General features: G+C 46.7%; 17 protein-coding genes. 12 read left to right on the forward strand and 5 right to left on the reverse strand.

Going from position 1 to position 22,007, the window contains the following annotated elements; all coding sequences use genetic code 11:
• Nucleotides 1–68: 68 nt before the first annotated feature.
• Nucleotides 69–1,328: a hypothetical protein gene (locus GWR21_RS27350; protein ID WP_162334888.1), complete on the reverse strand. Its 1,260-nt coding sequence runs from the start codon at nucleotides 1,326–1,328 to the stop codon at nucleotides 69–71.
• Between the two features lie 238 nt (nucleotides 1,329–1,566).
• On the opposite strand from GWR21_RS27350, the gene GWR21_RS27355 reads away from it, so the two are divergent.
• Nucleotides 1,567–3,099: an ATP-binding protein gene (locus tag GWR21_RS27355; RefSeq protein ID WP_162334889.1), complete on the forward strand. Its 1,533-nt coding sequence runs from the start codon at nucleotides 1,567–1,569 to the stop codon at nucleotides 3,097–3,099.
• Nucleotides 3,100–3,273: 174 nt separating this feature from the next.
• Here the strand turns inward: GWR21_RS27355 and GWR21_RS27360 are convergent, their stop codons facing one another.
• Nucleotides 3,274–3,873, reverse strand: a complete 600-nt coding sequence (locus GWR21_RS27360) for a hypothetical protein (protein WP_162334890.1) — start codon at nucleotides 3,871–3,873, stop codon at nucleotides 3,274–3,276.
• A gap of 853 nt (nucleotides 3,874–4,726) precedes the next feature.
• Between GWR21_RS27360 and spt the strand changes: the two genes are divergently transcribed.
• Genes spt through GWR21_RS27410 form a run of 10 tightly spaced genes read left to right on the forward strand, consistent with a single transcriptional unit; the run spans nucleotide 4,727 to nucleotide 15,770 of the window.
• Nucleotides 4,727–5,932, forward strand: a complete 1,206-nt coding sequence (spt, locus tag GWR21_RS27365; RefSeq protein WP_162334891.1) for a serine palmitoyltransferase — start codon at nucleotides 4,727–4,729, stop codon at nucleotides 5,930–5,932.
• Nucleotides 5,933–7,114: a hypothetical protein gene (locus GWR21_RS27370; protein WP_202928997.1), complete on the forward strand. Its 1,182-nt coding sequence runs from the start codon at nucleotides 5,933–5,935 to the stop codon at nucleotides 7,112–7,114.
• Nucleotides 7,111–8,094 (forward strand): NAD-dependent epimerase/dehydratase family protein, encoded by a 984-nt coding sequence (locus GWR21_RS27375; protein WP_162334892.1) that lies wholly within the window; start codon nucleotides 7,111–7,113, stop codon nucleotides 8,092–8,094. The genes GWR21_RS27370 and GWR21_RS27375 overlap by 4 nt, the downstream gene beginning before the upstream one ends.
• A gap of 32 nt (nucleotides 8,095–8,126) precedes the next feature.
• Nucleotides 8,127–9,452 (forward strand): inositol-3-phosphate synthase, encoded by a 1,326-nt coding sequence (locus GWR21_RS27380; protein WP_162334893.1) that lies wholly within the window; start codon nucleotides 8,127–8,129, stop codon nucleotides 9,450–9,452.
• Entirely contained in the window at nucleotides 9,449–9,934 is a 486-nt protein-coding gene (locus tag GWR21_RS27385; protein ID WP_162334894.1) for a phosphatidylglycerophosphatase A family protein, read from the forward strand. The genes GWR21_RS27380 and GWR21_RS27385 overlap by 4 nt, the downstream gene beginning before the upstream one ends.
• Nucleotides 9,919–10,320 (forward strand): GtrA family protein, encoded by a 402-nt coding sequence (locus GWR21_RS27390; protein ID WP_162334895.1) that lies wholly within the window; start codon nucleotides 9,919–9,921, stop codon nucleotides 10,318–10,320. The genes GWR21_RS27385 and GWR21_RS27390 overlap by 16 nt, the downstream gene beginning before the upstream one ends.
• Before the next feature lie 10 nt (nucleotides 10,321–10,330).
• The gene (locus tag GWR21_RS27395) at nucleotides 10,331–12,877 is read left to right on the forward strand and encodes a DUF5686 and carboxypeptidase-like regulatory domain-containing protein (protein ID WP_162334896.1); all 2,547 of its coding nucleotides are present in this window, start codon (nucleotides 10,331–10,333) and stop codon (nucleotides 12,875–12,877) included.
• 23 nt (nucleotides 12,878–12,900) lie between these two features.
• Nucleotides 12,901–14,169 carry a DUF4833 domain-containing protein gene (locus GWR21_RS27400; protein ID WP_162334897.1) on the forward strand — a complete coding sequence of 423 codons (1,269 nt, stop codon included), beginning with the start codon at nucleotides 12,901–12,903 and terminating at the stop codon, nucleotides 14,167–14,169.
• 22 nt (nucleotides 14,170–14,191) lie between these two features.
• Nucleotides 14,192–14,812, forward strand: coding sequence for a sterol desaturase family protein (locus tag GWR21_RS27405; protein WP_162334898.1), 621 nt, complete (start codon nucleotides 14,192–14,194; stop codon nucleotides 14,810–14,812).
• 7 nt (nucleotides 14,813–14,819) lie between these two features.
• Nucleotides 14,820–15,770, forward strand: coding sequence for a phosphatase PAP2 family protein (locus GWR21_RS27410; protein WP_162334899.1), 951 nt, complete (start codon nucleotides 14,820–14,822; stop codon nucleotides 15,768–15,770).
• On the opposite strand, the gene GWR21_RS27415 is transcribed toward GWR21_RS27410, so the two are convergent.
• Nucleotides 15,760–16,974, reverse strand: a complete 1,215-nt coding sequence (locus GWR21_RS27415; RefSeq protein WP_162334900.1) for a tetratricopeptide repeat protein — start codon at nucleotides 16,972–16,974, stop codon at nucleotides 15,760–15,762. The two genes, GWR21_RS27410 and GWR21_RS27415, sit on opposite strands and share 11 nt — an antisense overlap.
• Nucleotides 16,975–17,348: 374 nt before the next feature.
• Between GWR21_RS27415 and GWR21_RS27420 the strand changes: the two genes are divergently transcribed.
• The gene (locus GWR21_RS27420; RefSeq protein WP_162334901.1) at nucleotides 17,349–18,041 is read left to right on the forward strand and encodes a sulfite oxidase-like oxidoreductase; all 693 of its coding nucleotides are present in this window, start codon (nucleotides 17,349–17,351) and stop codon (nucleotides 18,039–18,041) included.
• 289 nt (nucleotides 18,042–18,330) lie between these two features.
• Here the strand turns inward: GWR21_RS27420 and GWR21_RS27425 are convergent, their stop codons facing one another.
• Nucleotides 18,331–19,926, reverse strand: a complete 1,596-nt coding sequence (locus tag GWR21_RS27425) for a hypothetical protein (protein ID WP_162334902.1) — start codon at nucleotides 19,924–19,926, stop codon at nucleotides 18,331–18,333.
• Nucleotides 19,927–19,981: 55 nt separating this feature from the next.
• Entirely contained in the window at nucleotides 19,982–21,889 is a 1,908-nt protein-coding gene (locus tag GWR21_RS27430) for an AAA domain-containing protein (RefSeq protein ID WP_162334903.1), read from the reverse strand.
• Between the last annotated feature and the right edge of the window lie 118 nt (nucleotides 21,890–22,007).

The following is a 22,007-nucleotide window of genomic DNA, read 5'->3' on the forward strand; positions in this document are numbered from 1 at the left end:
ACAGCGGCCCGGTAAAACAGCAAAGGCTTCCCACACAGGAAAGCCTTTGTATGCTGAAAAATAGCTGATTAATTTCTTGTTCTTCCGGCTCTGCCTTCACCACGGCCACCACCATTACTATTCCCGCCGTTCCTGCCACCAGGTGTACCATTTCTGCCGCCACCGGAATTGTTGTTACCCCGGGAAGGTGTGTAGCCATTATTGCCACGTGGATTATAGTTATCCCTGCCGGAATAGGATTCCCTGGTACCCGGACGCGGACTGTAATTGTTCCGGTTGTCCGACCAGTTACCCCTTGGCGAATTATCCCTGTAACCATTACGGTTGTCATATGGACGGCCATTGTTATTATAGCCGTTGTAATTGCCACGTGGACCATTGTTGTTATTGTACCTGCCGCCTGGATACCTGTCAGGATAATGTCCGCGGTCGGCCCTTCTGGAGCGGTAGTCAGACACGATCACACGGTTGCGGTTATAGACGATACCGGAGTAGGTCCTTGCGGGATAGTACATTACACGTGCAGGTGGTATTCTGCGTATAGGCGCATATGCATATCCATACCGGTAGTGATGACATACCGGGCGATAAGCGTAGACCGGCATCGGGCGCCATGGTCTCCACCATACCGGAGGGTTCACCCAGGTCCATGGAGACGTCCATACCATGTAGGAAGGCGCATACACCCGGCGTACACAAGGCCAGAACCATACGTTGACAATCACACGGGCAGGCGCGAATACCGGCATATCGAAACCTGCTGAAGGACCATGTGCGCGGGTGTTGGGTTCGTAGAAATACGAGTTCCTTTCCGCATCATCCGGCGCTGCATTATCAGTGACTTCTACCGGTTCAGAGATAGTTGTTTCACCATAGATATCTTCATCACCTGCAATCTGGATCACAGCCGTATTCTCACCTGTTTTCTCCAGTTCGATCACCGCTATATCCTGACTTTCCTGGTTGGATACAAGGGCCTGTATGATGAATACCTGTACCTGGTCCTTTCTTTTATTGATGACACGCAGGTAGTCGATGTTGCCATCGCCATTCAGGTCCAGGTTATTGACCTTATTGTTTTGAGTATTGAGCAGCTTTTCAAATTCTTCCGGAGAATTCGCCTGTTTGAAGAGGGAAAGCGCTCCCTGCAGACTAAAATTATCGCCTGGTAGTCCGGTAGAATCCTGATCAGAAGGCGACCAGCTGTCGTCATCCCATTCGTCGGATTGCTCCTGTAATGGTTGTCTGGAATACGATTCCTGTGCATGGCTGGCAAGTGCAGCCGACAGGCAAATGAGCAGTGCAGGTAGGGAGTGGCTGATCTTCATGGTGGTGATGTTAGTGGTATAGCTGATATGTAAACATAAATAAATGTACAAATACTTTAATGCAATATGTATGCCGGAGATTAAAATCTTGCTGGCAACGCTAAAATGGGTGGGTATTTCCCGTTGAATTATTGGATGGACTGGCTGGATGTAGAGATGCATAGCCGGCGATGGTTCTGATTTAAAGCGTGTAGCCGGGCTTCGCTATAGATTGCATCAATTATTTTATCTTTGATTTATGAGAAAATATCCAATTGGCTTACAGGATTTTGGTAAAATCAGAAGAGAGGGGTATCTGTATATCGACAAAACTCAATTAGTTCATAAATTGATCGAATCTGGTAGTAACTATTTTCTGAGTCGGCCGAGGCGTTTTGGTAAATCTCTGTTATTATCCATTATTAAGGAAATTTTCAAAGGCAGTAAGGACCTGTTTGAAGGTTTATGGATCCACGATCAATGGAATTGGGAGCAGAAGCATCCGGTGATCCATCTGAGGCTAAGCCAGATTGATTATAAGAATCATGGGTTGGAGATAGCCCTTAGCCGCGAACTTGATTTTTTAGCCAAAGAGTTTGAAGTCGAACTGATTGAAGATAGCCTTGCTTTGAAATTCAGGGAGTTGATCAGAGAAGTGGCGAACAGAAAAGGACAGGTAGTGATCCTGATCGACGAATATGATAAGCCAATCACAGACTATCTTGACGATCTGAATAAAGCATTGGAAAACCGGTCGGTATTTAAAAGTTTCTATTCAGTATTAAAAGATGCTGATGAGTATATCCGTTTGTTATTGCTTACTGGTGTAAGTAAGTTTGCCAAGGTGAGTATCTTCTCAGATCTCAATAACTTATACGACATCTCCCTTGATCCCCACTATGCTACATTAGTCGGCATCACACAGGAAGAGCTAGAGTCTAATTTTAAGGATGAAATAGCTGTTCATCAGCGAAGCCAGCCTGATATCTTGTCAAAATTAAAAGAATGGTATAACGGATATTCATGGGATGGTAACAGTAGTGTATATAATCCATTCTCATTATTGGGTTTTATGAAATCGGGGCGGATCCAGAATTTTTGGTTTCAGACGGGTACGCCAACCTGGCTAGTGAATCTGATGAAAGATAACCATGAGTTTAAACTGGACAATGTACGAATGGGAGAGAATGAGTTAAGTAGTTTCAATGTGGAGCATTTAACTTCATTACCCGTTTTGTTCCAGACCGGATATCTGACCATTAAGCATTATGATGAGGAATCAGGACTATATGAGCTTGGCTATCCCAACAGGGAGGTAGAAGTAAGTCTGACAGATGCATTGCTGAGTGCCTACCGGAATATATTTCCAGGCAGCGGCTCAATGGCGGTGACATATGATCTGGGAAAGGCGCTGAAGGAGAATAATATGCCACAAATGTTTAAGGTGCTGGATGCGCTTATTTCTACCATACCTTACGATCATTGGAAAGCTGAAAGCGAATCTATTTTTCATATCATCGTGCATCTTTCTTTTAAGCGTTTGGGTTTTGATCTACAAAGCGAGGTACACAGTGCGACAGGCAGATGTGATGCATTGATTCTCACTCAGCAATATATCTATGCTATCGAATTGAAACTCAACGGAAATGCGCAGGCAGCACTTGATCAGATCCTTGAGAAGGGGTATTTACGCCCTTACGGATCAGATGCCAGGAAAAAAATAGCTATCGGTATTAATTTTTCTTCGGAGAAACGGGCTGTTGAAGATTTTTTAGTCAGGGAAGTGGAATAATATCAGTGTTCCTGTCCTCAGATGGCGTAAGGGCCCGACAGTAAATTTTTAATATAAGGCTGCAAAAGGCACCAGATCGTAAGAGCTGGTGCCTTTTACGTAACAGGTGCCGCTATGTCCGGCAACTGGCTGGCTCATTACGGCCATGCAGTTGAGGTAGGTACCGGACGCGGCTTATATATATTGTTTGGACTTTATTGACGGTATGATCACATACACCACCAGCCAGATGAACGCAAAGACGAACGCTGTTACCACCAGGAATGTCTGCATCTCCCAGTGTAGGATATAAGCGATGCCTGCATGGAGCAGGGCGAACTGTACGATAAACCCGCTTATCTGCCGGGTTTTATTGGCGATGCCTCCCAGGCTATGGAGCAGGAGGAGGGGGAGGTAGATATAACCTACCAGGGCGCCTCCGGTCATGATAACGATCGTCCGGAAGGGGAGATGTTCTTCCCGCATATAGATACCTGCCAGGAGTACAGCTACGGCAAAGAGCAGTAACCGGTTCAGGAACAGGGGGGTAAGGAATGACGGATAACTGTCGTAGCTTTCTTTATGTTGCCTGATCTCCAGCAGACCTTTTCTTTCCCAGTCTCTGCAGGCGGTACGGAAGGCGGTGTCAAAGTCTACACCCTGCTTCATATACATTTCAACGGTAAGGGCGATATGGTCGGCTATTTCCTGTCGGAGGCCAGGATCATTGATGGAGTTGGCTTTCAGGTAGTCTATGATCATATCGAACTGTTGTTTTGTAAAGCGTGGTGTCATGAGGTTGACGGTTTAAAGTCTAAGATCTGGTTCAGTGAATTAAGGAACGAGCTTAACCACTGCATTTTTGATGCCGGAATTTGTTTTCCGGCGGTTATTATATAATAATATTTTCGCTGGTGTTTACCAATGTGGATGATTTCAGTGCTCAGGACGCCTGTAGCTGCCCGTCTGTGGAGGGTTGTATAGGTCAGTAGGTTCAGCATCATCATCCCGGTTGTCCCCTTCAGTAATTCCTTCGAGTACATATATAGTAGACGCTGGTAAAGGCTGATGGTTTAATTACCTTGTATTACGAGGTATAAGATAAACAAATTATTCTTTATATGAAAGTTAAATATATTGATTACTAATATTTTGACAAAAATGCTGAGCCGGTCATAATAAAGATGCTGAAATTAGCCTTTTGTTGTATATATGTAATATTTTGGTGTGATTCCCCACGATTTTTGCTTTTTAATTGAAATTTTTTCCTAATTTGGTGCCGTCATTCCGGTTCATCCGTATGAATTATGCTGTATGAATCAGCCTTAAACCACAACTAGTACACTGTTAGACCGCCGCTATCACCTATTGTTAGTTACAACCCGTAGCTAAAGAGATATTAGTTTAAACCGCAACTCGCATACTGTTATAAATTACGAAACCTTCGTATGATGGTATTCGTAACTTGACATAATTATTAGACACTGCTTGTTTGCGGGGGACTGATCAACTTACCGTCGTAAAATTCACTGCAAATTTTTTAGTGTTCAATATATAAATTTGGATCTGAAAACGTTTTCAGAACAATAATCTTATACTTTCGCATTAGAAAGTACAAGATTATACAACAGCTTAAGAGATATATCAGATGAGCAAATTGTTACGTGCAAAGGAAGCCTCATTGGCCAGAGTTCACACTACTAAGGAAAAAGGGATCTACCCTTATTTTAGACCGATCTCTTCTTCTCAGGACACTGAGGTGGATATTGACGGTAAGAAAGTGTTAATGTTCGGATCAAATTCCTACCTGGGTCTTACAAATCATCCCATGGTAAAAGAGGCGGCCAAACGTGCCATAGACAAATATGGTACGGGATGTGCAGGGTCCAGATTCCTGAATGGTACTCTTGACCTCCATCTGGAGTTAGAACGGCGCCTGGCGGAATACGTAGGCAAAGAAGCCGCTCTTGTATTCAGTACAGGATTTCTGGCAAACCAGGGCGCATTATCGAGCCTGACCGGCCGTAATGATTACATTATCCTTGATGAACTGGATCATGCGTCTATTATTGATGGTAGCCGTCTGTCCTTTTCCAAGGTGATCAAGTACCGCCATAATAATATGGAGGACCTGGAGGCCAAATTGTCTGCCCTGCCGCAATCATCCGTACGTCTGATCGTGGTGGACGGTGTGTTCAGCATGGAAGGCGATATCGCCAAACTGCCTGAGATCGTAGCCCTGGCTGATACCTATGGCGCGAATATCATGGTGGATGATGCGCATGGACTGGGCGTGGTAGGTCTGAATGGCGCTGGTACAGCTGCTCACTTCAACCTGACCGACAAAGTTGATGTCATCATGGGTACTTTTAGTAAGTCTTTTGCGTCTCTTGGTGGATTCATCGCGGGTGACGGAGAAGTGATCGAGTACCTGAAGCACGCGGCACGTTCCCTGATCTTCAGTGCGAGCATGACCCCGGCAGCCGCAGCAAGCGTACTGGCTACCCTGGATATTATCCAGCAGGAACCTGAACACATTCAGCGCCTGTGGGATAACACCAACTATGCCCGTAACCTGCTGAAAGAAGCTGGTTTCGATACTGGTCACGTATCTGAAACACCGGTTATTCCGATCTATATCAGGAATGAAGAACAGGTGTTCCGTATCACACGTATGCTGCAGGACCAGGGTGTATTCGTAAATCCGGTAGTGCCTCCGGCTGTACAGCCAGATGCTACTTTGATCCGTTTCTCGCTGATGTCAACACATACATTTGCGCAGATAGACACCGCGATCGATAAACTGACGGAGGTGTTTACACAGGCGGGTATACCCTTAAAGCAAAAAATATAAATGGAAACTTTGCAGACCTCTCAGCAGACGGTACATGCTCCGGTGTCAGGTAGCAGCCCGGCAGTGACGGTTATACCCGTTACCACCAAAAAGCAGCTGGCACAGTTTATTGATTTTCCACATGATCTTTACAAGGATGATAAGAATTACGTTCCTGAGCTGTTCATCGCTCAGCGTGATCTGCTGAGTCCCGGGAAGCATCCCTTTTATGAACACTCCAGCCTGCAGGCATTCCTTGCCTTTAAGGGGAACAGGATTGTAGGGAGGATTGCAGCCATAGATAATACAAATCACAACGCTTTTAATAAAAAGAACGACGGCTTCTTCGGCTTCTTTGAATCTATCAATGACCACGAAGTAAGTCAGGCTTTGTTTCAGACGGCTACTGCGTGGCTGAAGGAACGTAAGCTGAGCACCATGATCGGCCCTGTGAATTTTTCTACCAATGAGACCTGTGGTCTGCTGATAGAAGGATTTGACGGTCCGCCGGTAGTCATGATGCCCTATAATCCTCCATACTACAGCAAACTGATTGAAGGAGCAGGTTTACATGAAAATGTATCCCTGCTCGCTTATAAGATCATTCCGCAGTACATGAACGATCGTCCTTACAGGATCATGGAAGTACTGCAGGAAAGGTTGGCAAGACGTAACATCACTTTCCGTAAAGTGAACGTCAGGAACTTTGACGAGGAAGTGAAAAAGATACACGCGATCTATAACAGCGCATGGGATAAAAACCTCGGCTTCGTACCAATGACCGCAAAGGAATTTGAGTACCTCGCCAAGGACCTGAAACTGATACTGGACCCCGACTTCTGTATCATCGCTGAAGAAGCAGGAAAGGCAATAGGTTTCGCCCTCGCTATTCCTGATCTGAATCAGATCCTGATCAAGATAAAAAGAGGCCGCCTGTTACCAACCGGCATATTCAAGTTACTGCTGGGTAAAAAGAAGATCAACGCAGTGAGAGTGCTCACGCTTGGTGTACTGGAACCTTACCGTAAACTGGGTATCGACGGCTGTTTATACGGTGAACTCATGAAAACGGGCCGTGAGAAGAATGTGGCGTATGGGGAAGGCTCATGGATTCTGGAGACAAATGAAATGATGAATGCAGCGATGTTAAGCATCAATGCAGATCCGTACAGAAAATACAGGATTTACGAAAAAGAGATATGAAACCTCGCGTACTGATAACAGGTGCCAGCGGTTTTGTGGGATTTCATCTGGTGGAGGCAGCCTTGAATGCAGGAATGGAAGTGTATGCGGCAGTTCGTGCATCAAGTAATGTCTCCCACCTGAACCATTTACAGGTAAATTATGTTTATCCTGATTTCGGTAGTAAGGAATCGCTGACAGCAATAATGAAAGAACACCGGTTTGATTATATCATTCATGGTGCAGGAATAACAAAAGCAAGGTCTTTAGACGAATATAACAGGGTAAATGCAGGGTATACCCAAAACCTGGCGTTGGCCGTCAGAGAAGCAGGCATACCCCTCAAGAAGTTTTTATTTATCAGCAGCCTGGCCGCCGTAGGCCCCATCGCATATGAAGCCAGCTGGCCTGTACCGGACAAGGTAACGCCCCAACCGGTTACCAGCTATGGAAAGAGCAAATTACTGGCTGAAGAATACCTGGGTGCTATTTCGGATGTACCCTGGGTTATATTAAGGCCCACCGCAGTTTACGGGCCAAGAGAGAGAGACCTTTTCGTATTGTTCAAAACATTCAGACGGGGTTTGGAACCTTATATGGGCACTGGTGCCCAGTGGCTGAGTTTTGTGTATGTGAAAGATCTCGCCGCAGCAGCAATGCTCGCGCTCGAAGCACCGGTGACAGGCGTCGCCTATAACATTTCGGACGGAAACAGTTATGACCGTTATGAACTGGCCAGCATTATTAAAGATTACCTGAAGCTGCGCACAATCCGGATCCATCTGCCTCTGCCTGTTATTAAGATCGTAGCCGCTATTTCAGAAAAGGTGAGTCGTGGCGCTCCCCTCCTGAACAAAGATAAACTCAACGAACTGACAGCGGCAAACTGGAATTGTAACATAGATAGACTCAAAAGGGAACTGGGCTATCGCCCTGTATACGATCTCAGAAAAGGTATGCAGGAGACGTTGGACTGGTACGCAGCGAATAAGTGGTTTTAGATTAAAACAGAAAATAAAGTCTAACAATTGTTATGAAACATCAAATTAAAGAAGCAAAAGGTAAGCTCGGTGTTTTGATGCCTGGCCTTGGCGCGGTGGCCACAACTTTCATCGCCGGGGTCGAAGCAGTTAAGAAAGGATTAGCTATGCCAATCGGCTCTGTAGCCCAGATGGGACACATCCGCTTAGGCAAAAGAACGGACAACAGGAACCCCCTCATTAAAGACTTCGTTCCGCTGGCAAGTCTTAATGACCTGGTATTTGGTGGCTGGGATGTATACGAAGACAACGTATACACAGCAGCTGTAAAAGCAGAAGTGCTGGACAGATTCCAGCTGGAAGCGATCAGACCTCAACTGGAATCTATTGTTCCAATGAAGGCCGCTTTCGATAAAAACTTTGTTAAAAACCTTGATGGCACGCACGTTAAGGATTATAACACCCGTTATGACCTCGCGCAGGCCGTAATTGAAGATATTAAAAATTTCCAGAAAGAAAAAGGCTGTGACCGTGTTGTAATGGTATGGTGCGGCTCTACCGAGATCTTCCACGAAGTAGCAGATGTACACCAGTCCCTCGCTGCTTTCGAACAAGGTCTGAAAGATAACGACCCGCGTATCGCGCCAAGCATGATCTATGCTTATGCAGCACTGACCCTGGGCGTTCCTTTCGCAAACGGTGCGCCTAACCTGACCTGCGACATCCCTGCGATGATCGAACTGGCTAAAAAGACCAGGACCCCGATCGCAGGTAAAGATTTCAAAACAGGCCAGACCCTGATGAAGACAATCCTGGCTCCTGGTTTGACCGCCCGCGCACTGGGTATGGAAGGCTGGTTCTCTACCAACATCCTGGGTAACCGTGATGGCTGGGTACTGGACGACCCGGATAACTTCAAAACCAAAGAAGTGTCTAAACTGGGTGTACTGGAAGACATCCTGCTGCCGGAAGAAAATCCTGAACTGTATGGTGACATGTACCACAAGATCAGGATCAACTATTATCCTCCGCGCAAGGACAATAAAGAAAGCTGGGATAACATTGACATCGTCGGCTGGATGGGTTATAAAATGCAGATCAAGATCAACTTCCTCTGCCGTGACTCTATCCTCGCTGCGCCAATCGTACTGGACCTCGCATTATTCATGGACTTCGCTAAACGCGCAGGCATGAGCGGTATACAGGAATGGCTGTCATTCTATCTCAAATCTCCGCAAACAGCTCCGGGGCTGCGTCCTGAGCATGACATCTTCAAACAGCTCATCAAACTGCAGAACACACTGCGTTACCTGATGGGTGAAGATCTGATCACGCACCTCGGTCTGGATTATTATGAAGATATTTTAAACGAAGGATGATCCGGATTCACAAATTATACGCTACCAGCCTGGGTATAGGCTACATCGGTAAAGGTGGGGGAACAGTCGCTGCGGCTGTGACTGCCCTTTGCTGGTACCTTGCACTGGCTGGTAGTGCAACTCAAATTGCAGGTTTATGGCCGCTGGTATTTACCATCGTGGTCACCCTGCTCGGCGTTTGGTCCGGCAACGAAGTAGAACCATACTGGGGCAAAGATGATAAGAAAGTAGTGATAGATGAAGTGTCCGGTATGTGTGTCAGTCTGCTGTTTTTGCCAGTCACCCCTTTTTACGTACTGGCCGGACTCGTATTATTCAGGTTCTTCGATATCCGTAAGCCATTAATGATACGCCGCACGGAACAAATGAACGGTGGCTGGGGGGTTATGATGGATGATGTGGTAGCAGGAATTTATACAAACCTGTTACTACAGATCGTATATCACAGTAGTAACGTCTGGACAGGATGGTTAAATTTTTAAAGGCCCAGGCCTCCTCACTGATAGCAACCGGGGTTGACTACATCGTTGTACTGATGTTGTCCTCCTTCGCCGGAGCATGGTCCGCCGATAAGAATATGTACGGCGCCTTCGCTGGTGGTGTTGCTAATTTCCTGATCAACAGGCAGTGGGTCTTTAACAGGGAGAAAGGAGCAATAGGAGGGCAGGCATTTCGCTATGGTATCACCTGGGTGGGCAATATGCTGCTAAATACAGCAGGAATTTGGTTGATACTGCATTTTACAGGATGGCACGGTGCTGAAACGAAAGAGGAGATCGTGCGGCTTTCCATGGTAAAATTGTCAGTTTCGCTGCTGGTTGGTTTTACTTACAGTTATATAATGCAGAAGCGATTCGTATTTAAATGATGTTAGTTAGATGAATGGTAGTAAAAATATTAGTTTAGGTCTTTTGTTATTGCTTACGCTTGGCTTTAGTTCAGTATTTGCACAGACAACGACAGTAAAGGGACTGGTTACAGATAAATCAGGCACCCCGATGCCATTTGTAAGCGTGTTTGTGCCCGGTACGTCTTTCGGTATCTCGACGGATGCCGCAGGTCGCTACGAATTACAGTTTGCCAGCCCAAAAGATAGTATCCGCTATTCCCTGATGGGATATAAAGCGGTTACCATACGCATACAAAATGGAAAAGAGCAGACAAGGAACATCGTGCTTGAAAGTAGTGCCAAAACACTCAACGAGTTCGTTGTAAAGCGTAAGAAAGAAAGGTACCGTAACAAGGATAACCCGGCTGTAGAGTTGATCCGACTGGTCATTGATAATAAATCAAAGAACAGGATGGACCACTATGACTACGCCAATTATAACCAGTACGAGAAACTGGAATTTGCACTCAGCAATCTCTCTGAGAAAGTGCAGAACAGCCGGTTCACCCGTAAGTATAAATTCGTTTTCGAGAACCAAGATACCACTAAAATGGCGGGCCGCTCACTGCTCCCCATGTACCTGGAAGAAAAACTCGCTGACGTATACTTCCGGAAGGACCCTGAAAAGAAGAAAACAATCATCAAAGCCGATAAAAAGGTCAGCTTTGAGAACTATATTGATAACCGTGGTCTGAGTGCTTATCTGAACCATATCTACCAGAACGTAGATATCTATGATAACAACATGATGTTGTTCACCAACCAGTTCCTCAGCCCGATCGCCAACGCCGGCCCGACCTTCTACCGGTACTATATCGCAGATACGATCGTGACGGCCGACAGCTCCAAACTGATCGTGCTGGAATTCTATCCGAGAAACAAGATGGACAGGTTGCTGGAAGGTAAACTGTACATCACCCTGGACGGTAACTACGCCATCCAGAAAGCGGATATGACGGCAAACAAGGAGATCAACCTGAACTTCATACGTGATTTCCACCTGTACATGGACTTTGAAAAGTCAGCTGACGGACGGTATTTCATGAACAAGAACACCCTGATGGCAGACTTTGGTCTGTTTAAGGGCAGCAGTGGCCTGTATGGTGAGCGTACCGTCTCCATCAGGAATATGGAGATCAACAGACCCATGCCGTCAACTTTCTACGAGGGCAGCTCTATTGTGGAAGATGAGAACCAGGTGCAGCAACCAGACAGTTTCTGGATGGCTAACAGGCATGATCCACTGACTGCTGCCGAATCAAAGGTATACCAGAACATCGACAGCCTGCAGAACATGAAGTCCTTCAAGCGTACGATGGATATCCTTACCCTGCTGCTGGCAGGATGGAAGTCGGTAGGACCTAAATTTGAGATCGGCCCGGTAAATACGTTCTATAACTTCAATCCGGTGGAAGGTTTCCGTCTGCGTCTGGGTGGAAGGACCACACCTAAATTCAATAAGAGTCTTTACCTGGAAGGCTACACCGCCTACGGTTTCAAAGACCAGAAATTCAAATACTACTTCGGAGGCTCCTACGCCTTTAACCATAAGTCTATTTACGACTGGCCGGTACGCGCCCTGAAAGCAAGTTACCAGCACGATACCAAGATCCCTGGTCAGGAGCTGCAGTTCGTACAGGAAGATAACTTCCTGTTGTCCTTCAAACGTGGTAATAACGACAAATGGCTGTACAACGACATTTACCGGTTGTATTACCTCCATGAGTTTACCAACCACTCTTCTTTCCAGCTGGGTTTCAAACACTGGGCGCAGACACCGGCAGGCACGCTGTCTTACTATAAAGGCACCAATATCGCTGACAGTGTAAAGAAGATCACCACGGCCGAATTCTCACTGGAATTCCGCTGGGCGCCACACGAAGAGTTCTACCAGGGTAAGAACTTCAGGATTCCCATCCCTAATAAATATCCTATTTTTACATTCAGAGCCATCGCAGGTGTAAAAGGACTGGCCAACAGTGGGTATAACTACCAGAACATTTCCCTGAATATTTACAAGATGGTCTACCTTTCGCAGCTGGGGTATAGTGAAGTGGTGGTAGAAGGTGGCATGATTTTCGGAAAAGTGCCTTATCCGTTGCTGACGATCCATAGAGCGAACCAGTCATATGCTTATCAGCTGCAATCGTATAACCTGATGAACTTCCTGGAGTTCGTGAGTGACCGTTACGCAGGCATCAACATTGACCATAACTTTAATGGTTTTATTTTCAATAAGATACCTTTGCTTCGCCGGTTGAAATTACGTGAGGTAGCAGCTGTGAAGGTATTGTATGGTGGCCTGAGCAGGCAGAATGATCCAAGACAGGATCCTTCGAAGATACAGTTCTCTAATTATGCGGACGGAACACCGATCACCTATACACTGGGCCGTGAGCCATATGTGGAAGGTAGTGTTGGTGTCGGCAATATATTCAAATTACTCAGGCTTGACCTGGTAAAGAGGTTTACTTATCTGGACAATCCTCTCATTTCCAACTGGGGTATCAGAGGAAGGGTCAGATTTGATTTTTAATTGATGTTTTCAAATCGTAAGTCATGGCAAAACGATTCAGAGATAAGCTACAGCAGGCAATTTATGTAGTGATCAATCCTTTCGTGAAAGGGCTGATCAAAATGGGCCTGACACCTAATGCTGTCACACTCATAGGCTTCCTGCTCAATATTGGTGTGGTGGTGATTTTTGTGACAGGAGTGGAAGAAGGGAACAGGGGAGACCTGTCATATGTAGGATGGGCCGGTGGCCTGATCCTTTTTGCGGGATTGTTTGATATGCTGGACGGCCAGGTGGCCCGTCTGGGAAACATGGGTTCCCGCTTTGGTGCACTGTTCGATTCCGTACTGGACCGTTACAGTGAAATGGTACTGTTCCTCGGTATCTGTTACTACCTGATCGGACATCATTATTTCCTGAGCTCTATATTCGCGTTCATCGCGCTCATCGGTTCTATGATGGTGAGTTATACAAGAGCCCGTGCAGAAGGCCTGGGTATCGAGTGTAAAGGCGGGTTAATGCAGCGCCCGGAAAGGATCATCATCATTTCTGTGTCCGCCATCGCCTGTGGTATCACTTCCCATTTTATTGGCGGTGATTATAAACTATATGTTCCGGGTATCCCGTTCCATGTATTCGAGACGATCTCCATCTTCACCTTCCCGCTGTTCATCATGGCCATCATGACAAATATTACAGCGGTAGGCCGTATACTGGATGCAAAGAAGGCGATCGACAAACAGGACCAGGTGACCCGTGTGATCAGAAGTGCGACCACTACGCCCGTGATCGCCCTGCTGCTGATGGTACTGCCTGCTATGGCCATGGCCGCTCCGCAGGGAAAAGAACCCGTATTTCCGGTACCTACAGGTATCCCGAATATGATGTTCTACATGCAGCGTACGCCGAACGCCAACACCATCGTTTATGACCTGAATATCAGGAAGGATGGTTCCCTGGATGAATCCGATCCGGTGAACATTTACTGGATCAGGTACACAGAGAACAGTGAAAAGAAGGGATTAAACTATATACAACGTAAATTTGCATACGGTCTAAAGATAAAGCAACTGTCTAAAGACAAATACGAACTGCGTTCAGTAGCCTATGACAAAAAGAAGCTATACCTGATGAAATCTGCGCAGGGGGAATATCACATCTACACACAGATCGGTACTGTGATGGCCCAGCTGAACAGAATATATCTTCAGATCGAAGGAGGAACGTTCTGGTTCCCGAATGTTGTTTATATTGAAATGAAAGGGATCGATCCCGCGACTGGTAAAGAGATCAAAGAGCAATTCAAGCCCTAGTTGATTGTTAAATTCACGACGAATGAGTAATAAGAATTACGTTTCCAACTCTCCTGAGTCTGTTCCTATGTTCAAGAGCGGACTGCTGGAAAAATTATCCAAAGTTCATTTCAGCGTTCCGCTGTTTTTATACATTCCTGTTATTGCCTGGTGCTGCTGGATGGCCCTGGCTGAAGTAAAGTCCGGTTTTCTTATCTGGGCATTGACCGTTTTAGCCGGTCTCTTTGTATGGTCATTTGTAGAGTACGTCATGCATCGTTTTGTATTCCATTTTGTACCTGCTTCCAAATGGGGCCTGAGACTGCACTTTATCTTCCATGGTGTACACCATGATTATCCGAATGATGCGCTGCGCCTGGTACTGCCACCATCCGTGAGCATTCCGCTGGCAACAGGCTTTTATTTTCTGTTTAAGAGTTTTATACCTGAAGTATATTTCTACGGTTTTTTCGCAGGCTTTATTGCCGGATATCTTTTCTATGATATCTCCCATTATGCCCTGCACCATTTCAATTTCAAAGCCAGATTCTGGAAGAAGTTAAAGAAACACCACATGATGCATCACTATGCCGATGCTAACAGGGGATATGGCGTAAGCTCTTCCTTCTGGGATAAAATCTTCAGGTCTGATTTTCAAAAGTGAGATTAAGATGGACGCACCTGTTCCTGCCGGATCAGCCACTAACCTGTTTGATAAGCGGCACCTGCTGATCACTACCTGTGTCAGCATTGCTTATCTGCTGCTGTCCGCGTGGCTGGTTGGCTTTAAGACGGATCAGCTATGGCTGATGGCGATTTTTAATGGCTGTTATTACGCTTCCCGGCCTACCCGCCGGTTTATATTAGGCTTCTCGATCTTTATTTTCTACTGGATCGTGTTTGACTACATGAAGGCATTCCCCAACTATCTGACGGGACCTGTTCACATACAGGATATTTACGAGACCGAAAAGGCATGGTTTGGTACCATGGTGAACGGTGTGAGAATGACGCCTAATGAATACTGGCTGCATAATACCCATGAATGGCTGGATGTACTGACTGGGGCGTTCTACCTGTGCTGGGTGCCGGTACCGCTGGCATTTGCGGCATATCTTTTCTATACCGACAGGTTACAGTTTATCCATTTCGCACTGACATTCATTCTGGTGAACTGGGTAGGGTATATTGTATATTATACCTTTCCTGCGGCGCCACCATGGTATGTACAGGTACACGGATTTGATTTCATTGCCAATACCGCCAGTAATGCTGCCGGATTGTTACGATTTGATACAGCGCTGAATGTGAATGTGTTCGGATCATTGTATGCGAAAGGGTCGAATGTATTCGCGGCCATGCCTTCCCTGCATTCTGCCTATCCGCTGATCGTGTTCTTCTATGCAAGAAAGACGACCAACCTGTTCTTTACAACTATATTTGGTGTGATCGCACTGGGTATCTGGTTTGCCGCTGTTTATACCAGCCATCACTATGTGCTGGATGTATTGGCAGGCATTACCTGTGCTGCTGTTGGTATCGGTTTATACAGACTGGTGCTGATGAAAAGTGTCGCATATAACGAAAGGATCACAAAATTCTATACGACTATCACGAAGTAGTTTTCTGATGTCCGAGGCGCTGCAGTAACTCTTCCACTTCATTACCATAATTACGTTTGAAGTGGAAGCGTTGCGCCTTGTAAAGCATTTCCCTGGCCGTCTCCTCATCCTGATCCTTCAGGGCTAATAATGCCAGGTTCCTGTACGCATAGGCATTCCCTTTATTGATCTGTAATGATTTGTCTATCAGTTCTCTGGCTGCTGCCGGGAAACCGAGATGCATCAGTACATAGCCTTTGTTGTTATAGGCATAGGCACATTCCACGTCATACGCGATGGCCTGATCAAAATAAGAGATCGCTTCCACGTACAACTCCAGTTTGATACATTCAAACCCAAGACTGTTCAGTAGTTCGGAAGAACCCGGATTCAGCGACAAGGCATGTGCATACAGCTGATGCGCCCACTCATGATTGCCCATTTCACTGTAGCAATGCGCTAATTCAGCCAGTACCCCGGTGTGATGCGGATGCTTCTTGTGTACCTTTTCATAGAAAGGTAATGCCTTCTGAAAATTACGTTCCACCCTCCAGGTTACACCTGATAACCAGAGTGCATTTACATGATCAGGTTGCATTTGCAGTACCAGCTGACACAGCATGCGGCACTTATGAATATCATTGTATTGTAACAGCGTTTGTGCGTCCCTGAAGTAGCGTTCCACGGCCACCTTCTTCTGCCGCGCCCCATAGAACAACTGTATGAGCGGGTGAAATAAAGTGATGTAGGTCGTCTTGATCTTAGGGCTCCGGAAAGGAACGTCGGCTTTACTCTTTCTTAATAAAAGGATCTGTTCGAGGTAAGTCTCGAAGATGATACCCAGTGACTTAAACTTATACTGGCAGCGGTTCTCAATACTCAGTAACGAGAGGATGATATGCTGCGGATGCAGTTGTTCATCTCCCAGTTTCTTCTGATAATAGGTCGCATTTTCCAGCATCCTTTCCGCTTCTGTCATAATGGGTACTTTGGGCTTATTTCCTGTGGGGACAGGGGCGCCCGGGCGTTGCTCCCAGTCCAGTGCGTGTAGCCACTGGACCATCTTCTCTCTGTCGGCTGTTTCTATTGCAATATCGTTGGCATATGAGTCCAGGATACCCAGCAATATCATCTGGCTATCTATGTAATAAAGCTTCCTCTCCAGGCTGAAACTCCTGGCATAGGCAAATGCTGTCTTTAGTTCATAGGAGGAAGTCAATAACATCAGCAAGGGTTGAGTACAGTATCAAATTTATGTTATTTATAGCTATCCACCAGCTGTCGAACCACCATAATCCAATGCGCTGGCAGAACAGCCCGGCAGCTCGCCTGTACGGATATCACAAAAACTGCTCCACTGTAAAACAAGTTTACTTGTTTTCACTGCAATTGAATTGTAACTGAAAGGGTTATCGCTGGCAGTTTTCGGAAGGGACATTTTGTTATGCAGACAGGCACCTTTCAGGACGGGTATTTTTTCCTCGGTATTTTCTACGGTTAGCTATTCAGGGACTTGCTGTCTGGTGATCATGTTACTGTTCAGGCGGATAATTTGATATTCATATCTACTGGTTTTTTAATAATTCCTACCTTCATAGTATGGAAGAATCAGAAAAGCTCAGAAGGGTAGTAGAAGCCCGTATGAAACTCAAGGCCCGCTTTGAGGACAAAATGAGCCAGACCCCGTCCATGGCGGATGATAAGCCAATGGGCAGTGGCCGGCCTAATCGCCATGGAATGCCGGTGGTGCCGGTCGGACAGGTACTGACCCGTAAGTGGCCGGTACTGGACCTGGGTATAGAACCGGAGATCTCCCATGAAGAATGGCGCCTGACGATAGACGGGGCTGTTGAACATCCTGTCGAGCTGACCTGGGACGAGTTCATGGCGTTGCCGCAGACGGAAGATACTTCCGACTTTCACTGTGTAACTACCTGGTCTAAACTGGACATGAACTGGAAAGGTGTACGCCTGCTGGACCTGGCGGCGCTGGCACAGCCGAAGGAGAATGCCACGCACATCCTGTGTTACGGATATGACGATTATACCACCAACGTATCGCTGGAGGAAGCCCTGAAGCCGGATGTATTACTGGCACACACGGTAGAAGGCGCGCCGCTGCCCAGAGAGCATGGTGGGCCGGTAAGGATGATCACACCACAGCTGTATGCCTGGAAAGGGTCTAAATGGATCCGCAGGATCGAATTTCTGACGCAGAATAAACTGGGCTTCTGGGAAGAACGGGGATATTCTGATACGGCTTATCCGTGGAGGAACGACCGTTATAGCTGATACTACCTGAATGAATAACAAAAAGGCTCCACCCGGTAAGGTGGAGCCTTTTTTATAGCCGGCAAAACGCCGGAATATTTGAATTGTACCAGTAATGCTTTGTTATGTACAAGTCTGGTGACCGGACAGTTCGTAAATTTGCTATTGTAAAAGCGCCTGACAGTAACGCGCCTTCCATATTGTTACACACCCCCTGTCGTGATAAGACAGTAACTTATGTTACATACAGTGTAATGTAAACAGTTGTAGGTTTAGTAGTGGCTGGAGTATTCCTGCTTTAGCCTTTTTTTTATTCTTCCGGTGTCAGCCACACGATCCTTGCGTTCCTGTTCCGGCCATTGACTTCCAGCTTTAATGTCACATACAGTTTTTGTTCATCGTTGTAATCAGCGATGTTGAAAACGGACAGCGCATTCGTCTCTTCTTTTTTCAGCTGACCAAAGAACGGCTTACGTTCAGGTACAGCACTATCCATTGGAAACAGGTACGCCTGTCCGCTGTATGGAGAGGAGAGCTGCGCAATGGTACCATTCTTCGGACTGGCGTTCTGCGCCAGATCGTTCATCAGCACATAGGATTTATAACCGGTGCTCAGGTAGGCAAATGAGCGATACTGGTCACCCATGATAAACTGTTGTGCAGAGTGTTTCCGGTGTGCCAGGTAGAAAGAGTGGTAGGCGGTGTTCTTCAGGTATTGTTTTTTAGGGATGAAGTTTGTTGACAGTAATTCACCATTGACATCAAAATTACTGACAGCCACATTGTTCAGCTGGTAGTAGGTATACGCCTGTGCATTCAGCGGTGTGTGTTTTTCAGTGATCAGTTCTTCGTAGATAATGGAAAAACCGCCATCCTGATGGATCATCAGGTCCTGTGGTAAACCGGTATATGCTTCTTTGTTATTATAGAGCTTTTTTTTCTCCGTATCTGCAGCCTTTGGATAGATATCAAGGAACTGGTCTGTTTTGCCCGTAAAAGGGTCGATAATGGCCAGGAAACCACTATAAGGCTGAGGGTCGGTATCTTCGGTATGAGAAGTACCCAGCAGCATGAGTTTATTAGTGATCGGATTATACCTGACGATGGCACTGTCCGGAATACGGTTATCCGGCATTTCCAGGAGTTCCGCTTTCATTTTTCTGGCATCTTTGGGAAGTGTCAGCAGTACAAGTTGTCCTTCCCGGTCGCTGGTAGCGATCTGGTTATAGGCAAAGCCAAGGATACAGACCCTGTCATCGGCGATAACGGCCATATCCAGGTAGTTAAGGGATGCATACTTGTAGGGAGGCTGATAGAATGCCCTGCCTGTTTCCTGATGGCGCCCATTGTAAAGGACCACTTCCATCTGGTTCTTATCGGCAAATTCATTTTTATCCCGGCGGATAAAGACAGCATAGCTATCACTGTGAGGGTCTTTTGTCACGTCAAAGGAGTTCACCGGGTCGAACTCCGGTATCCAGCGTACATCCATGAAGCGGTACTTGTCGGCTTCCGCGATCTTTTCTTCTCTTTCGAGATTGCCGGTCGTACCGTCAAATACCAGTCTGTAAAGGTAGGGGGTCCTGTCTTCTATTTCGCTGACCATGATCACAATAGAACCTTCTGTTTCAAAGATGGCGTTGACGCGTGCGCCCTTCAGTTTCTCGAATACAGGGTCATGGTGTTTGTTCACTGCCAGTTTGTGCTGTGCGTCATAGAAGGTCAGATTGATACCGCTTCTGTTACTCAGCCTTACAACCACGGTATTCCCGTTCTTTAGTTGCAGGAGTTTCGCAAAGCCGGATTCAGGCTCCTTAAATAAAGGGGTTTCTGCGACAGTTTTAAACTGCGCAAAGGCAAAAGCCTGCAGGAGTGTAAACAGACAGAATAGCGTGCTCGTTTTCATAGGTTCAATGTTGTAGGATATGATTTCTTAGTGCTAAGGTATCAAATATATGCATTTAATTTTCCATAAATTCCCATGCGCTCTGGTAGGCGTTTTGCTGCTCTGCATAAGCGATAAACCCAGCATAGAAAGGCAATTGGGAGAGTGTGGCGCTGTCACCTATGATCACCAGCTTCTTTCGTGCCCTTGTCATCGCTACATTCATACGTCTGATGTCTGACAGGAACCCGATCTTGTTATCGTTATTACTTCTGGTCATACTGATATAGACGATGTCTCTTTCCTGCCCCTGGAAACTATCGATCGTATTGACTGATATCTTATCGCCATATGGCTGGAGTTCAGGTACGGACAGCAGTTGTTCCTTGAGGATGTGTATCTGTTGTTTGTAAGGCGAGATGATAGCAATGGAAGGGAAGTGTTGTGGCTGATAGTGGGTATGCAGGCCGGTGACGAACTGTCTCAGGTGTTTGAAGAGGAACGCCGCTTCTTCCGGATTGGTGGTACTGGTACCTTCTGTTTTTTCATCGAATCCGCAACCCGCTGTGTCGACGAATGACAATGGCATATCATCCTGGAAGAGCGTATGTGCCGCTACTGATGCATGTGCCCTGAGTTTATCTTCATAGAAAACAGCGGAAGAATAGCCCATGATCATTTCATGCATACGGTATTGTTCTTCCAGCAGTACCACTGCTTCCGGATGCCGGGCAGTACATTTTTCCAGCAATGTCGTGCTTAGTCCTTTCCTGGCTGCTTCTTCTGATTTTACGGTAGGTGACAGCTGACAGTGATCGCCGGCCAGGATGACCTTCTGTGCCTTGAGGATAGGGATCCAGCAGGCCGGTTCCAGTGCCTGTCCTGCTTCATCGATAACGATGGTGTGGTATTTCAGGTGACGCACGGTATAGTGATTGGCGCCCACCAGCGTGGCAGTGATCACCTGGGCTTTTGCTACCAGGTCATCCATGATATATTGTTCGGTGTTCTCGACCTGTTTCATGATGTTGCGGGCTTCATCAAACAGTGCTTTCCGCTGATCGCGTTCTGCCTTACCAAAATTACGTTTGTATTTATGCGCCATATCCCGGAACTCATTCGCCTGCTTTTTCAGTCGTTTGATCTCCTTCATGCTGTTGTGCTCAGCCATGCGGGCATCCAGCGTAAGGGAAGACAGTTTCTCGGACACACGGGCAGGGTTGCCGACGCGGAGAACGTTCAGTCCTTCGTCAGAGAGCTTTTCGCTGAGCAGGTCCACAGCAGTATTACTGGGTGCTACAACCAGGATCTGCTGATGGTCCTGTTTGATCAGGGCTTTAATAGCCTGTACGAGTGTGGTTGTTTTACCGGTACCGGGAGGGCCGTGTACAATGGCCAGCTCATTGGCAGCCAGTATTCTGTTCACCGCCGCCTGCTGCGATTCATTCAGTCGGGGAATGGTGATGGGAGGGAGGTTATCCTGAAAAGTGGGTGATTTTTCTCCGGTGAGGATCCTGATCAGGTGATCGTTCCCGCCCTTGTCTGCGATCGCATCCGCCTGTTTGAGTGCACTTTGCATCTCATCATAGCTGTTGTCATCAAACAGTACGTCTATGCCCAGTTTCCCGTTGCTGGCCCACTCAGGCAGTTCATCTGTGCGTAGGGTGATTTTCAGTCTGTTACCGCCCTGGTAGGTGATCGTACCTTCTACCCGGTCAGTTTTTGGATCATGGTTTGAAAAAAGGACTGCTGAGACGCCAAAGCGTAGCTGGTGTACAATATCCTGGTGGGTAGTGCGCTCTACTTCAACGGTAAGATAGTCGCCGCGGCTCATTTCAGAGCCCCTGATGGCGATAGGGTACCAACTGAGTCCATTCGCCCTGCGTTCGGCTACAGAGGTGGATGCGGCCATCTCCTGGTATGCTTTTCTGTCATCTTCCCGCTCAATCTTCAGTAACTCAAGCAGCTTTTTAAAATAATCCATGGCGCAAAGGTACGGCAATAATGTGTCCGGGCGGCGGCGGTGCATGTGTAAATTGGTCTGGTTGCACTGAAGATGAGATGTGGCATTACCTGCATGACGACCAAAGGCCGCACGCGGT

This window comes from Chitinophaga agri (genome assembly GCF_010093065.1).
GTDB lineage: Bacteria > Bacteroidota > Bacteroidia > Chitinophagales > Chitinophagaceae > Chitinophaga > Chitinophaga agri.

What these genes read in the sequence shown, in the direction of transcription:
- GWR21_RS27350 (WP_162334888.1), bottom strand. Translation starts at nt 1,328, where the DNA reads ATGAAGATCAGCCACTCCCTACCTGCACTGCTCATTTGCCTGTCGGCT.
- GWR21_RS27355 (WP_162334889.1), top strand. Translation starts at nt 1,567, where the DNA reads ATGAGAAAATATCCAATTGGCTTACAGGATTTTGGTAAAATCAGAAGA.
- GWR21_RS27360 (WP_162334890.1), bottom strand. Translation starts at nt 3,873, where the DNA reads ATGACACCACGCTTTACAAAACAACAGTTCGATATGATCATAGACTAC.
- spt (WP_162334891.1), top strand. Translation starts at nt 4,727, where the DNA reads ATGAGCAAATTGTTACGTGCAAAGGAAGCCTCATTGGCCAGAGTTCAC.
- GWR21_RS27370 (WP_202928997.1), top strand. Translation starts at nt 5,933, where the DNA reads ATGGAAACTTTGCAGACCTCTCAGCAGACGGTACATGCTCCGGTGTCA.
- GWR21_RS27375 (WP_162334892.1), top strand. Translation starts at nt 7,111, where the DNA reads ATGAAACCTCGCGTACTGATAACAGGTGCCAGCGGTTTTGTGGGATTT.
- GWR21_RS27380 (WP_162334893.1), top strand. Translation starts at nt 8,127, where the DNA reads ATGAAACATCAAATTAAAGAAGCAAAAGGTAAGCTCGGTGTTTTGATG.
- GWR21_RS27385 (WP_162334894.1), top strand. Translation starts at nt 9,449, where the DNA reads ATGATCCGGATTCACAAATTATACGCTACCAGCCTGGGTATAGGCTAC.
- GWR21_RS27390 (WP_162334895.1), top strand. Translation starts at nt 9,919, where the DNA reads ATGGTTAAATTTTTAAAGGCCCAGGCCTCCTCACTGATAGCAACCGGG.
- GWR21_RS27395 (WP_162334896.1), top strand. Translation starts at nt 10,331, where the DNA reads ATGAATGGTAGTAAAAATATTAGTTTAGGTCTTTTGTTATTGCTTACG.
- GWR21_RS27400 (WP_162334897.1), top strand. Translation starts at nt 12,901, where the DNA reads ATGGCAAAACGATTCAGAGATAAGCTACAGCAGGCAATTTATGTAGTG.
- GWR21_RS27405 (WP_162334898.1), top strand. Translation starts at nt 14,192, where the DNA reads ATGAGTAATAAGAATTACGTTTCCAACTCTCCTGAGTCTGTTCCTATG.
- GWR21_RS27410 (WP_162334899.1), top strand. Translation starts at nt 14,820, where the DNA reads ATGGACGCACCTGTTCCTGCCGGATCAGCCACTAACCTGTTTGATAAG.
- GWR21_RS27415 (WP_162334900.1), bottom strand. Translation starts at nt 16,974, where the DNA reads ATGTTATTGACTTCCTCCTATGAACTAAAGACAGCATTTGCCTATGCC.
- GWR21_RS27420 (WP_162334901.1), top strand. Translation starts at nt 17,349, where the DNA reads ATGGAAGAATCAGAAAAGCTCAGAAGGGTAGTAGAAGCCCGTATGAAA.
- GWR21_RS27425 (WP_162334902.1), bottom strand. Translation starts at nt 19,926, where the DNA reads ATGAAAACGAGCACGCTATTCTGTCTGTTTACACTCCTGCAGGCTTTT.
- GWR21_RS27430 (WP_162334903.1), bottom strand. Translation starts at nt 21,889, where the DNA reads ATGGATTATTTTAAAAAGCTGCTTGAGTTACTGAAGATTGAGCGGGAA.